The organism is Stenotrophomonas sp. Sm10 (assembly GCF_030985515.1).
GTDB classification, from domain to species: Bacteria; Pseudomonadota; Gammaproteobacteria; order Xanthomonadales; family Xanthomonadaceae; genus Stenotrophomonas; species Stenotrophomonas hibiscicola.
On sequence record NZ_JAPTFO010000089.1, the window covers coordinates 1 to 13,558 of the forward strand.

11 protein-coding genes and 1 pseudogene are annotated in these 13,558 nt (G+C 66.9%); 8 read left to right on the plus strand and 4 right to left on the minus strand.

The annotated features are described in order from the left end of the window. Positions 1–120: 120 nt before the first annotated feature. The gene (locus tag O0J15_RS18200) at positions 121–1,047 is read right to left on the minus strand and encodes a DUF808 domain-containing protein (protein WP_134735160.1); all 927 of its coding nucleotides are present in this window, start codon (positions 1,045–1,047) and stop codon (positions 121–123) included. A gap of 198 nt (positions 1,048–1,245) precedes the next feature. Between O0J15_RS18200 and O0J15_RS18205 the strand changes: the two are divergent. Beyond that, a pseudogene (locus tag O0J15_RS18205) lies at positions 1,246–2,901 on the plus strand (ABC1 kinase family protein); the annotation flags it as partial. A 243-nt stretch (positions 2,902–3,144) separates the two neighbouring features. Further along, the gene (locus tag O0J15_RS18210; protein WP_164144969.1) at positions 3,145–5,250 is read left to right on the plus strand and encodes a phosphoglycerol transferase I; all 2,106 of its coding nucleotides are present in this window, start codon (positions 3,145–3,147) and stop codon (positions 5,248–5,250) included. A 35-nt stretch (positions 5,251–5,285) separates the two neighbouring features. Here O0J15_RS18210 and O0J15_RS18215 read toward each other — a convergent pair whose 3' ends face one another. Next, on the minus strand, positions 5,286–7,715 hold the full coding sequence (locus O0J15_RS18215) for a DUF3772 domain-containing protein (RefSeq protein WP_171952545.1): 2,430 nt from the start codon (positions 7,713–7,715) through the stop codon (positions 5,286–5,288). Positions 7,716–7,802: 87 nt separating this feature from the next. Beyond that, positions 7,803–8,051, minus strand: coding sequence for a hypothetical protein (locus O0J15_RS18220; RefSeq protein ID WP_021201923.1), 249 nt, complete (start codon positions 8,049–8,051; stop codon positions 7,803–7,805). A gap of 182 nt (positions 8,052–8,233) precedes the next feature. Here O0J15_RS18220 and O0J15_RS18225 point away from each other — a divergent pair, with 182 nt between their 5' ends. The 3 genes from O0J15_RS18225 to O0J15_RS18235 all read left to right on the plus strand — a co-directional run bounded on the left by O0J15_RS18225 (position 8,234) and on the right by O0J15_RS18235 (position 10,558). Then, entirely contained in the window at positions 8,234–8,728 is a 495-nt protein-coding gene (locus O0J15_RS18225) for a lipocalin family protein (protein ID WP_308306080.1), read from the plus strand. Positions 8,729–8,740: 12 nt separating this feature from the next. Beyond that, on the plus strand, positions 8,741–9,949 hold the full coding sequence (locus tag O0J15_RS18230) for an FAD-dependent oxidoreductase (RefSeq protein WP_308306081.1): 1,209 nt from the start codon (positions 8,741–8,743) through the stop codon (positions 9,947–9,949). A gap of 126 nt (positions 9,950–10,075) precedes the next feature. Further along, positions 10,076–10,558, plus strand: coding sequence for a hypothetical protein (locus O0J15_RS18235; RefSeq protein WP_019661543.1), 483 nt, complete (start codon positions 10,076–10,078; stop codon positions 10,556–10,558). Positions 10,559–10,641: 83 nt separating this feature from the next. Here O0J15_RS18235 and O0J15_RS18240 read toward each other — a convergent pair whose 3' ends face one another. Further along, positions 10,642–11,076: a PepSY domain-containing protein gene (locus tag O0J15_RS18240; protein ID WP_043401290.1), complete on the minus strand. Its 435-nt coding sequence runs from the start codon at positions 11,074–11,076 to the stop codon at positions 10,642–10,644. A gap of 151 nt (positions 11,077–11,227) precedes the next feature. Here O0J15_RS18240 and O0J15_RS18245 point away from each other — a divergent pair, with 151 nt between their 5' ends. Genes O0J15_RS18245 through O0J15_RS18255 form a run of 3 tightly spaced genes read left to right on the plus strand, consistent with a single transcriptional unit; the run spans position 11,228 to position 13,493 of the window. Then, the gene (locus tag O0J15_RS18245; RefSeq protein WP_061480249.1) at positions 11,228–11,518 is read left to right on the plus strand and encodes a PepSY domain-containing protein; all 291 of its coding nucleotides are present in this window, start codon (positions 11,228–11,230) and stop codon (positions 11,516–11,518) included. Further along, positions 11,518–12,177, plus strand: coding sequence for a response regulator transcription factor (locus O0J15_RS18250; RefSeq protein WP_111098669.1), 660 nt, complete (start codon positions 11,518–11,520; stop codon positions 12,175–12,177). The genes O0J15_RS18245 and O0J15_RS18250 overlap by 1 nt, the downstream gene beginning before the upstream one ends. Then, the gene (locus O0J15_RS18255; protein ID WP_111098668.1) at positions 12,174–13,493 is read left to right on the plus strand and encodes a sensor histidine kinase; all 1,320 of its coding nucleotides are present in this window, start codon (positions 12,174–12,176) and stop codon (positions 13,491–13,493) included. Before O0J15_RS18250 ends, O0J15_RS18255 begins: the two co-directional genes overlap by 4 nt. The last annotated feature ends 65 nt before the right edge of the window (positions 13,494–13,558 follow it).

Sequence of the window (13,558 nt, forward strand, 5' to 3'; positions counted from 1 at the left end):
CTCACCCCTGGGCGTGGCCGTGATCGACCTGGATGATTTCCACCAGACCAACGACGCGCATGGGCATGCCGGCGGCGCGCAGCGCCGTAGAGCAGCCGAGCGTGGGCTCGGCTCTACAGATCATTTCCCGCGCAGCTTCTGGAACCCGGTCACCGCTGCCAGCACGATGGCGCCGGCGATGATGCCGACCACCATGTTGCCCACCGCGCTCACCAGCCAGCCCCACTGCCCCTCGCCGCCCAGCGCCTGCACCGCGTGGTGCAGCGCCGGCACGTTGTGCACCAGGATGCCGCCACCGACCAGGAACATGGCGATGGTGCCAGCCACCGACAGAAACTTCATCAGCCACGGCGCCGAGGCCACCAGGCCGCGACCGAAGGCGGCCAAAGCCCCACCCTTGCGCGACAGGTACAGGCCGACGTCATCAAGCTTCACGATGCCCGCCACCAGCCCATAGACGAACACCGTCATCGCCAGTGCAACCACGGCCAGCGTGACCACCTGGTTGGTGAACGATGCGGTGGCGACCACCCCCAGGGTCAACACGATGATCTCGGCCGAGAGGATGAAATCGGTGCGGATCGCGCCCTTCACCTTGTCCTTCTCCCACGCCACCATGTCCACCTGCGTATCGGCCAGCGCCTTGCGCCGTTCGGCCTGATGCTCGGCGTCGTCCTCAGCTGAGTGCAGGAAGCGGTGCGCCAGCTTCTCCACGCCTTCAAAACAGAGGAAGGCACCACCGATCATCATCAGCGGCACGATCAGCGGCACGTTCCAGCCGCGGCTGCGCAGCCAGGCCTCCAGGGCGCTGATCGCCAGTGCTGCCGGTACCAGGATCACCTTGTTGACCAGCGAGCCCTTGGCCACCGCCCACACCACCGGCAGTTCACGGTTGGCGTTGACTCCGGTCACCTGCTGCGCGTTCAGCGCCAGGTCGTCGCCCAGCACGCCGGCGGTTTTCTTCGCCGCGACCTTGGTCAGGACCGAGACATCGTCGAGGAGGGTGGCGATATCGTCGAGCAGGGCGAACAGGCTGGCACCGGCCATGGGAAGTCCAGAGAGGGAATGAGCGGATTCTGACCGATCCGGTGTGGACTGCGGAAGACGTCGGATTCACCGCGTGCCCACCGCCCCCCGGCGACACTGCGGAATCCGGACATCGCCGGCCCGTGGCCGGCGCTACCTGTCTTCGTCGCATGGGAGTTCCGCTTGAGCAATCCGCCCACCGCCAATGGCAATCCTCCGCTGGTCAAAGGCATGAACCGGCGCAGCCAGATCCTGCGCCTGCTGATGCGCTATCGCCATTCAGGGGTGTTCTCGGGCATGAACCTGGATGCCGCGGGCAATCCGGCCGACGTACCGGCAGATGGCAACCCGGAACAGTTCGTCAGCGATCTGGAAGCGCTGGGCCCGACCTTCGTCAAGCTGGGCCAGATGCTGTCCACGCGCCCGGACATGGTGCCGGTAGAGTTCGCCACGGCGCTGGAGCGCATGCAGGAAAAGGTAGCGCCGATTCCCGTCGAGCGCATCCACGCCATCATCGAGCAGGAGCTGGGCGTAGGGGTGAACAAGCTGTTTGCCGCGTTCGACCCCGAGCCGCTGGGCTGCGCATCGATCGCGCAGGTGCATCGGGCCGTGCTGCACGACGGACGCCAGGTGGCGGTGAAGGTGCAGAAGCCTGAAGTGGCCGCACAACTGCGCTCGGACCTGGAGGCACTGCGCAGCTTCGCGCTGGCCGCCGACCACCTGACCCAGGTGGGCCGCCGCGTGCGTCTGCGCGACTGGCTCAACGAATTCGCCAAGACCCTGATGCAGGAGCTGGACTACCACGCCGAGGCCGAGAACCTGGCCCGTTTCGGCCGGCATCTGAAGCCGTTCCGCCGCCTGTGGATACCGCAGCCGCTGTGGGACTACAGCAGCCAGCGCGTGCTGACCATGGAACTGGCCACCGGCGTGCGCGTGGATGCGATTCCCGATGTGCGCCGCACCGAACAATCGATGGACCCGCTGGCGGCGGCGCTGATCCGCGGCTACCTGGACCAGATCTTCGTGCACGGCGAGATCCACGCCGACCCGCACCCCGGCAACCTGCGGGTGATGCCCGATGGACGGCTGGCGATCTTCGACCTGGGCATGGTCGCGCACATGCCGCCGCGCCTGCGCGAGCGCTTGCTGAAGATCCTGTTCGCAGCGGTCGATGGCCGCGGCGAGGAAGTGGCTGACGACCTGATCAGCATCAGCACGCGGCTGGAGGCGTTCGACGAGGAACGTTATCTGCGCGAGACCGGCCAGTTGATCGCGCGTTACGCCGCCAGCGGCACGTTCTCCGAAGGCCGCGTGGTGCTGGACATGGTGCGCATCGCCACCGCCTGCGGACTGCGCACGCCGCCGGAACTGAGCCTGCTGGGCAAGGCACTGCTCAACCTGGAAACCGTATGCCGCTTGCTGGCACCCGAACTGGATACCCGCCGCATCGTCGAGCGCCAGCTGCAGCATGTGATGCGTGCGCGCCTGAAAAAATCACTGTCCGCAGCCAACATCGCCAGCGAGGCGATGGAGCTGCAGCAGCTGCTGCGTGATGGGCCGCGCAAGCTGTCGGACATCATGGCGCTGCTGGCCGAGAACCGCCTGCAGATGAAGGTCACCGGCCTGGAAGAATCGCGGCTGATGGAGAACCTGCAGAAGATCGCCAACCGCGTGGCGGCCGGCATCATCAGCGCGGCATTGATCATGGCCGCCGCGATGATGATGAAGATCGACACCGGCTGGCACCTGTTCGGCTATCCGCTCATCGCCCTGATTCTGTTGTTCATCGGCGTGGTGCTCGGCCTTGGCATCGTAACCAGTGCATTGCTGTTCGACCGTCGTGCGCGGGCACGCGAAGAACGCGGGCATCGCTAGCGAATCTGGGAAAAACACGTATTCATGCGGTCTTTAATGTAATCCAACGAAGCCTTTCACGCTCGTTTTACCTTCTGAGCGCGATTGCGCGCGCGTCATTTCAACAAACATTTCAGTCAGGTTCGTGCATGCACTATCGTGTCATCGGCCTGTCACATGCATGTGCTTGCGGCAGCGCCGGTCGGATGGACACGCGTCGGTACGACGTCCATCACCACCACCCCGTCACTGCCGAAGCTGCCTATGCTCTGGATACTGTTGCTGTCGTTGTTGCTGCTGTGCTGGTTGTTCCTCGCGTCCGAGAAATGGGTGTGGTGGAAGGCCAGTGCGTTCTCGCTGCTGCTGCTCATGCTCAGCGCGTGGTGGCTGATCGACAAGCTGTCCGGTGATGGGCTCAACGCTGCCACCCTTTACCACCTCGGCGCCGACATGGAAGGCGCCGGTGTCTCCGACTTCAAGGGCTACATCGCCGGCTTCATCGTGCTGGCGCTGGTCTCGCTGCTGCCGCTGTTCGCCACGCGGGTGAAGCGCTGGCGCCGGCCCGGCCACGGTGGCGCGCTGTTCGCGGGCTTCGCGGCCGTGTGGGTGGCCACGATCATGATCAGCCCGCTGGCCCGCGACGGCCAACGCCTGTACCAGCAGCTGCGCCCGGTCGACTTCTCCCGCATCGCCCCCGAGTATCAAGTGCCGACGCAGCCCTTGCAGCGCCCACGCAACATCGTCTGGATCTACGGCGAGAGCCTGGAGCGCACCTACCTGGACGAGAACGTGTTCCCGGGCCTGATGCCCAATCTCAACCGCCTGGCCACGAAGTCGCTGGACGTGCGCGGCCTTGCCTCGGCCGAAGGCAGCGGCTGGACCATCGCCGGTCTGGTGTCGTCGATGTGCGGCGTGCCGCTGACCACCTCGCAGGGCGATGAAAACAGCATGGACCGGATGGGTAGCTTCCTGCCCAAGGCAGTGTGCCTGGGCGACTACCTGAAGCAGCAGGGCTATACCAACCATTACCTGGGCGGAGCCAACGGCCAGTTCGCCGGCAAGGGCCAGTTCCTGGCCAGCCACGGTTTTGACGAAGTGCATGACCTCGCCTGGTTCAAGCAGCAGAAAAAGATCGGTCGCATCCACTACTCGGCCTGGGGCGTGCACGACGACGTGCTGCTGGATACCGCCTACCAGCGCTTCGAACAGCTCTCGCGCGCCGGCTCGCCGTTCATGCTCACCACGCTCACCATGGACACCCACCACCCGGCGGGCCACCTGCCGGTGTCGTGCAAGGGCGAGCGCTACCAGAGCCAGTACGGCAACATCAACATGCTCAACGCGCTCAAATGCAGTGACCGGCTGATCTCGCAGCTGGTCGAACGCATCCAGGCCAGCCCGTACGGCAAGGACACGCTGATCGTGATCGCCTCCGACCACCTGGCGATGCCCAACGATCTGACCCACATCCTGACCCGGCAGAAGCGCGAGAACCTGCTGCTGTTCCTGGGCGATGGCATTGCGCCGCAGCAGCTCAGCGCCGACGCCGGCACCACGCTGGATTCGGGTGCGACTCTGCTCAGCCTGCTGGACCCGAACCTGAAGACGATGGGCTTCGGCCGTTCACTGATCGACCCGCAACGCGCGCCCAGCGCCAGTGTGGCCGCGCGACGCGACCAGGGTCGCGACTACCCGCAGTATCTGGCGTTCGCCCGTTCGCTGTGGCTGGGTGAACCTACGCGTGAACTGAAGATCGACGGCGACGACCAGGTGGTGGTCGGCCTGCAGCACGTGCAGCCACCGGTGCTGCTCGAGTACGACAAGGACTGGGGTTTGAAGTCGGTCTACCTGGAGAACACCTCGCGCCAGTTCGATGACGCGGATCCGGACAACACGCTGGCCTATGTTGATCGCTGCACCGCGTTCGAGGACGGCTCGGCCGACGGCGACTGGTGTGCGCTGCTGGTCAACCGCGACAACGGCATCAAGCTGTACCGCGACAACGACCTGCGTGCCGGCATCGCCGTGGATGCGCCGCTGGATGCGTTCCAGGGACCGCGACCGAGCGTGCGCCAGGCGCACATGATCACCCAGAAGGGCCGCCGTACCCGTGCCGGCCAGTACATGTTGCAGCTGGTGGCGAGCACGCGCCCGGATCGCGGCTTCTGGATCGAAGCAGTGTCGTCGCAGCGCAAGGTGGTGCTGGCCCAGCAGTGGGTGCAGCCCGATGCCGACGGCAAGATCAACGTGACGTTCGGGCTGGACCACGAAGTGGATGATCTGGAGATCCGCGCGTGGTTGAACCATGCCGAGAAGCTGGCGGTGGATACGTTCGCACTGGTGCCGTCGCGCAGCCGACCGCGAGGGTAGGGTTCTTTGCAGGGCGCAGCCCTGCAGAACACCCCCTACTCCTGCGGATCGCGGGTGATGTGGATGTCGGTCGGGGTCGACAGCGGGATGTTCCGCTCCGCCAGGATCTGCAGCAGGCTGAAGTACAGATCGCTGCGGGTGGCGTAGACCTGCCGCGGGCTGGCCACGTACGCGAAACTGTTGATGGTGATCTGGCCACCGGCAATGCTGTCGATGTAAACCGTCGGTGCCGGCTGCTGCAACACGTTGGTGTGCGCGGTATACGCATCCAGCAGCGCCTGCCGCAGGTTGCCGACATCAGTGCTGGGCGGCACCGCGAACTGGATCTGGATGCGGCCCTGGTTGTTGCCCATCGTCATGTTGCGCACGGTCTTGGTGACCAGCTCGGAGTTGGGCACGATCAGCGTCGACTTGTCGCCCACCTGGATCTCGGTCGATCGCAGGCTGATGCGGCGGATGTCGCCCTCCTGGTCACCCAGCTTCACCCAGTCACCGATCTTCACCGGGCGCTCGGCCAGCAGGATCAGGCCGGAGACGAAGTTCTGGGTGATCACCTGCAGGCCGAAACCGATACCCACCGACAGCGCGCTGACCAGCAATGCCAGCTTGCTCAGCTGCAGGCCCATCGCCGACAGCGCCCAGATCACCGCGATGATGATGCCCACATAGCGGGCAACGGTACTCACCGAATTGCGCGCGCCCAGGTCCAGCTCGGTCTTGGGCAGGTAGGTGTCGGTCAGCCAGCGCTGTACCAGCTGGGTAACGGCCAGGCCAGCCAGCAGCACCAGCACCGCCAGCACGATGCGCACCGGCTCCAGCTTGGTTCCGCCAATGTCGAATCCAGAGGTGAACAGCGAGGAGAAGCGCTCCACCACCGCGCCGATGTTGCCGAACGGTGCCACCAGCGCCAGCAGCGCGATCAGTACGACGATGGTGCGCAACGCCGCGGACAGCAGCACGCCCGCCTGTTCCAGCCGCGATACGCTCAGGCCGGTGCTGAGCAGGATGGTCTGGCCGACCTTGCTGTCGGCGTTTAGCATCCAGGTGCTCAGGTCATCGACGAACTTGAACAGCAGGGTCGCCGCCAGCACCACGATGCTGCCGCCGATCAGCTGCTGGTTCACGAACTTGGCGAAATTCAGGTAGCCCATCAACGTCGCGGCGATGGCGGCCACCACCGCGACGTTGCCCGCTACGCGTGCCAGTACCAGCCAGCTGCTGCGACGCACCGGCGTTGCCGCACCCACGCCATCGGCCTGTGCCTCCAGCTTGGCCTCGGCTTCGGCGGTCTGCCGCCGATGCAGGCGCGCCAGGGTCACCAGCATGGCCATGATCAGGCCGAGGTAGGTCAGGGCAATCAGGCCGTCCAACGCCACCGTGGTGACGTCGCTGGTGCGCGTAGCCTGGTCGAGGGCCACCAGCACCGTGCTCAGCCAGGCCAGCGCCGCCGCGCCCCAGGCGTATTTGCGCAGCTTCAGCGCGGCGGTGTCGTCCAGGTTCAACAGCCGCCATGACGGGCGCTTGGGCACCAGCAGGCAGGCGCTGAGCGCGGCAATGAAGGCGGCGCGGAACGTGGCCGTCTCCAGGCCGTCGGCCACCACCTGCAGGCGCGGCGCGATGGCATCGATCGCATCCAGCGCCGCCATCAGTACCACCACGGCATAACCGGGCAGCAGCGTGCCCACCAGCAGCAGCCACATCGCCAGTCCGGATCGACGCAGGCGACCGTCCGGCGCGCGCTCGGACGCGGCGAACTGCCGCCCCAGCCTACGCAGCCACAACCGCAGCGGGAACATCATCACCAGCGCGGCCAGCAGGCCCAGCAACGGCGTACCCCAGCCATTGGTGCGGATGCCGGCGACCAGCGCGTCACGCCCCTGCTCGGCCAACGGCGCAACGCGCGCGATATCGATCGGCAGGCGCTCGGCCACCTTGCTCCACAACGCAGGCGACAGCGGCGAGGCGACCTTCTGGCCCAGTTCTTCCGTACGTTGTGCGGTGCGCTGCTGCTCGATGTCCGCCGCCAGCTGCTGTGCACGCACGGCACTGGCCTTGGCCTGCGCCACGGATGCGGCCAGCCCATCGCGCTGCTTGTTGAGGGTGCGCCGTTGCGCCGCCAGTTCGGGCGGCTCGGTGGCGCCCTCGGCAGGCGTGCCCAACTGCGCCAGCTGTTCGTCGAGGCGGTCCAGCTGCGGCTGCAGCGACTTCTCCAGCGCCTCGGCGTCACGCCGGGCCTTCGAAGCATCCTCGGACAGCATGGCCAGTGTTTCGATGGCCGCGGCATCACCACGCTTGCGGTCGACTTCCTTCAGCTTTGCATCGATATCCGCCAGCTGCTGCTTCGGCGTGGGGTCCTCATCCTGTGCCAGCACCGGTGCGGACAGCAGGAAGGCAGTGCACAGCAGCAGGGCCAGCCAGGGCCCCCGTGCACGGATCGATCGCAGGAAAGAAGACACGCCAGACATACCAGTTCGCGCGGACCACCGCGCCTGCGCGCGACTATACGGCACAGGCAGTCAACAGCGGATGGGCGGCCCCGTCAGCGTCGCGCGTCAGTACTTCAGGCGCAACTCTTCCACCGTCGGCTGCTGCAGGGCATACCAGTCCTGGAACTCTTCCTCGGTAATCTCATCGGGCGCATACACCGCCACCGGGTACCAGTCGTGGTCGGTCGGCAGCGGCTGGCGCGGGCCGGCACGCAGGCTGTAGCTCACGCCCTCGTAGTCGACCAGGTCATCGACCTGCGGCCACTGTTCGCGCGCGAACGCGGATTCACTCTTCAACAGGATCACCTGGTACATCGGCACCTCCACCTCGGTTGGATCAGGAAAACACGGCGCTGGCGGCAGGATACCGCCAGGCCGGTGGCAACAGGCACGTCGCAGCGGCGACGGAACGTTCTGGACACGGCCATCGCCCCGGCTTCACCCGCCCATGGCGAGCCCATCGGCATCGTGGAGACCCACCCCTGCCACCACTGCCGATGACCGACCACCCACCGCTGAAGACCGTCGCCGACCTCAAGCTGCCCCGTTACCTGGGCACCTGGTACGAGATCGCCCGTCTGCCGATGCGCCACGAGCCGGAAGGCTGCACCGACGTGTCCGCGCACTACACCCTGCTCGACAACGGCAACGTCGGCGTCACCAACCGCTGCCGCATGGACGGCGAGATCGAAGAGGCAACCGGCGAGGCCTGCGCCGTCGACAACGACAGCGCGCGCCTGGAAGTCAGCTTCCTGCCCAAGGGCCTGCGCTGGCTGCCGTTTGCCAAGGGCGACTACTGGGTGATCCAGATCGCCCCGGACTACAGCGTTTCGCTGGTGGGCAGCCCGGATCGCAAGTACCTGTGGCTGCTGGCACGCGAGCCGCAGCTGGACGCCACCGTGCTGGAACATTATCTGGCCGCAGCGCGCCTGCAGGGCTTCGATCTGTCCGAACTGATCCAGACCCCGCATACCGGCCACCCGACCGCCTGAGCAGCACACTTCATGGACCTGAAAAGTGGCTACCCGTGGTGGGCCATACGCAACGGACTGATCCAGGCGTTCCCGCCGCTGGAAAAGGACCTGCGCTGCGACGTGCTGGTGGTCGGTGGCGGCATCACCGGTTCACTCATCGCCGACGAGCTGTCCCGGCATGGCCATGACGTGGCCTTGATCGAGCAGCGCGACATCGGCTGGGGCAGCACGGCCGCGAGCACCGCGCTGCTGCAGTACGAGATCGACACCCACCTGCTGGAGCTGGCCCAGCGCTATGGCAACGATGCGGCCGCCCTGGCCTACCGTGCCTGTGCCGATGCGATCCCGGCATTGGGCGAAGTGGCACGTGGGCTGAAGGACGTGGATTTCCGGCAGATGGACAGCCTGTATCTGGCCAGCCGGCGGCGCGACGTGCCGCGCTTGATGGCCGAAGGTGCTGCGCGCCGCGGCATTGGACTGGACGCCCGCTGGCTGGACCGCGAAGCCCTTCGCGAACGCTTCGACGTGGACGCCGGTGGCGCCCTGCTGACCCGCCAGGCGGCCCGGGTTGACCCCTACTGCCTTACCTACGGCCTGCTCAAACGGGTGCGCCGGCGCGGTGGCCATGTGCACGACCGCACGGTGCTGCACACGCTCAAGCCCGGCGCGCAGGGCGTAACCGCAATGACCGAGGCCGGCGCCACGGTCCGCGCCCGCCATGTGGTCCTGGCGATGGGCTACGCCAGCCAGCGCTGGCTCGAGCAGCGGGTCGCACGCAACCGCAGCAGCTATGCCTTCATCACTGATCCCATTGATGCGGGCGCGCTCGGCCGGCTGCGTAACACCATGGTGTGGGAGAGCGCACGCCCGTACCTGTACCTGCGCGCCACCGGCGACCGCCGCCTGCTGGTGGGCGGGCTGGATGACGCCATCGACGTTCCGGCTCGCCGCGACCGGCGCGTGCAGCACAAGGCCGACAAGCTGATGGATCAGCTGCTGCACTGGTTCCCGCGTCTGGATCCGGTACCAGCGTTCTCCTGGGCCGGCACCTTCGCTGAAACCGCCGACGGCCTGCCGTTCTTTGGCCCGCACGACCAGTGGGGGGCGCGGGTGCATTTCGCCATGGCCTACGGCGGCAACGGCATCACCTATTCGATGATCGGCGCGCAGCTGCTGCGGGCCCGGATCGAGCGGCGCAGGCATGCGCTGGAGGGATTGTTCGGATTCGGGCGGTTGTGACCTGCGGCCAGGCACGGCCTGGCTCTACCCCAATCCGGTGCCGACAGGCATCATTCAAGCAACCCCTGCTAGCGTCGGCCTGTACCGCCGCGTGTTGCGTGGCCACCTGTCCGCTGGAGCGCCGCCATGATCCGCCCCCTGACCCTGCTGCTGTGCCTGGCCCTGCCGGGAACCGTGCTGGCCCAGTCCGCCGCTGGCGCCACTGCGCCGCAGGCCGCTGGCCTGGACCTGACGCTGCCGCAGGCGCCAATGCGCTACCTCAACGACCCGGCCCTGCAGCAGGACCCGCCCGGCACTTATTACGGTGACAAGAGCGGCCCGCGCGTACACGACGACGCGAAGATCGCCGACGTCACCGACGACAAGGTCAAGGTGTCCGGCAGCTTCACCACCGGTATCGGCTATTCGAAGAACGGTGGCAACAGCCACTACAACGCGGCCACGCTGAACCTGAGCAAGAACTACACCACCGATGAGGGCAAGACCCACGGGGTCAACGTCAACATCCACGTGAGCGAAGGCAAGGGACCGGGGTTCTTCGGTCCGTATGGCGGCTACTACGGCCGCGGCCCGGGCTATTGGGACTACCCGCCGCCGTACGGCTGGTAAGCCAGCTCCTGTAGAGCCGAGCCCATGCTCGGCTACGGTTGGCCGCAAAGCCGAGCATGGGCTCGGCTCTACATGGGCAAACGTCAATCCAGCCAGCCATCGCGCTCGCTGTGCAGGATGCGGCCGTCATAACCGCTCAGGCGCACATCCACCTTCTGGTTGCGTGCATTGCGGGCCTCCAGCGACCAGGTCGCACCATCGCGTTCCAGCGAATGGATCTCGCGCAGGCCATGCGCCTGTGCCCGTGCCAGCACCTGCTCGGTGGTCAGCAGCGCGCGGCCGCTGTGCTCGTCGAAGATCTCGCCGGTCTTCGGGTCCACATAGACCTCGCTGAAGCGGCCATCAGCGCGGCTCACGTCGGCCTCCCACAGGCCGTCATCGCGCTCGATCTCGTGGATCTGGGTGTAGCCGGCCTTGCGCAGGGTCTGTTCAACCTGGGCCATGCCCAGCGGCGCGGCCTGTACGGCCGGCGCGACGGTCAGCAGGGCAACAGTGGCGAGGGTGAGCGACTTCAACATGGGGGTTCTCCTGTTCGTGTTCGTGACCGGACCATCCCGGCAACGCCACAATGCACCCCGTGGTTAACAGCGCCTTAGCCGGCACTGTTAGCCAGCTGTTAGTCACCCCCGGCACACTCACGCCTGTTCCTACAGCCCTCCCTGCGCCCCGATGCTCTCCACCCTGCCCCTGCTGCTGGCCCTGGCCAACGCCCCGACCGCCGCCGCGCCCGTCCAGGACCCGGCGCAGCAGGTCGCGCGCCGTGCCGTGCAGCAGGGCCGCTACGTGCCATTGGAAAGCGTGGTGCGCGATGCACTCAAGCGCTACCCGGGCCAGCTGCTGGAAGTGGAGCTGGACGATGGTGTCTACGAAGTGGAGATCCTGCGCGGCGACGGCGTGGTGGTGGAGCTGGACTATGATGCGCGCAGCGGAAAGCTGCTGAAGACGGAGCTCGACGACTGATGCGCATCCTGTTGGCCGAAGACGATGCCGCACTGGCACAGCGCCTGGTGCCCCTGCTGGAACAGGCCGGCTATGTGGTGGAGTTGGTTGCCGATGGTCGCCAGGCCGAGGAGATCGGCCAGATCGAAGACCTGCAGGCCGCCATCGTCGACCTCGGCCTGCCCGGGCTGGACGGACTGAGCGTGATCGAGCGCTGGCGCGGCAATGGCCGCAGCTTTCCGGTGCTGGTACTGACAGCGCGCGGGCGCTGGCACGACAAACTGGCCGGCTTCGACGCCGGTGCCGACGACTACCTGACCAAACCGTTCCAGGCCGACGAACTGGTGCTGCGCATGCGCGCCCTGATCCGCCGCAGCCATGGCCATGCCAGCCCGCGCCTGCACTGCGGGCCGCTGCAGCTGGACGTCAACGCCGGCCGCTTCGAACTGGACGGACAGCCGCTGGCGCTGAGCCCGCAGGAGTTCCGCCTGCTCAGTTACTTCATCCACCACAGCGGCCAGGTGATCGGCCGTGATCGTCTGGGCGAGCAGGTGTTCGAAGGCGGCCACGACCCGGACTCCAACGCGCTGGACATGCTGCTGGGTCGGGTCCGCCGCAAGCTCGGCATCGAACTGATCCAGACCGTGCGCGGCCAGGGCTGGCGGCTGGCGGCGCCGTGAGCCGGCAATCCTCGCTGCGGCGGCGCCTGCTGCTGGCTGGCGGCGTCGGCCTGCTGCTGGTTTCGCTGCTGGCCAGCGCGCTGCTGGGCGAACTGTTCAAGCGCAGCGCGCGCGACCGCCTCGATCACGAACTGCAGCAGGACATGCTGACGCTGGTCGCGCAGATGGAAGTTGCTTCCGACGGCCAGCTGCAGCTGCGCCAGGAACCCAACGACGCGCGTTTCCAGCGCGTGTTCTCCGGTGCCTACTGGCAGATAGCCGGTGCCGATGGCCGCGTTCTGCTGCAGTCGCGCTCGCTGTGGGATGAAACCCTGCCAACCACGACCACAGGTGCGGCCACCCGCAATCTGGCCGGCCCCCTGCAGCAATCGCTGCGCGCACGCGTGCAGCAGGTGCGCCTGCCGCGCGCCAGCGAACCGTTCGTGGCGGTGGTTGCCGCCGATCGCAGTGCGCTGGATGCGGATGTTGCCGCGTTCCGCAAGCGCAGCGCCATCGCCCTGGGCGTACTGGTTGCGGCGTGGCTGGCGGTGCTGGCAAGCCAGGTGCACTTCGGCTTGCGCCCGCTGCATCGCCTCGGTGCACAGCTGGAACGGGTACGTCGCGGCGATGCGCAGCGCATCGACACGCAGGGGCTGGGCGCGGAAGTCGCACCACTGGGTGAAGAACTCAACGCGCTGCTGGACCACCAGCAACGCATGGTCGCGCGTGCGCGCACCAGTGCACAGGATCTGGCGCACGCGCTGAAGACTCCACTTAGCGTATTGGCCACCGAGGCCGACGGCGACGGTACGCGCTGGCGTGCCACCGTGCGCGAGCAGAGTGCGCGCATGCAGGCCAGTGTCGACCGTTACCTGGCTGCAGGGTTGGCCGCCGACCATCGCCAGCGCAGCGACGTTGCGACTGTCGCGCAGGCGCTATGCCGGTTGATGGCACGCGTGCATGGCGAACGCGGCATTGCGTTCACGGCCGCAGGTATCGATCCAGCGTTGCAGTTCGCCGGTGCCAGTGCGGATCTGGAAGAGATGCTGGGCAACCTGCTGGACAACGCCGGGCGGTGGGCACAACGGCAGGTCCAGGTCAGCGCGGAAGCCGACGACGGCCAGTTGCGCATTGAGGTCCGCGACGACGGCCCCGGCCTGGCGGCAGACGCGCTGGAACGGGTCACCCAGCGTGGCGTGCGGCTGGATGAGCGCGTGGGCAGCAGTGGATTGGGGCTGGCGATCGTGGGCGATATCGCCGCCAGTTATGGCGGGCGCGTGGTGCTGGAGAATGCGCAGCCCGGCCTGCGTGCGACGGTGTGGTTGCCGCTGGGGTGAAACGACCAACCTGACGGTGGGTAGTGCCGGCCGCTGGCCGGCTTCCGCAGGGTGTTCCTGGTGAC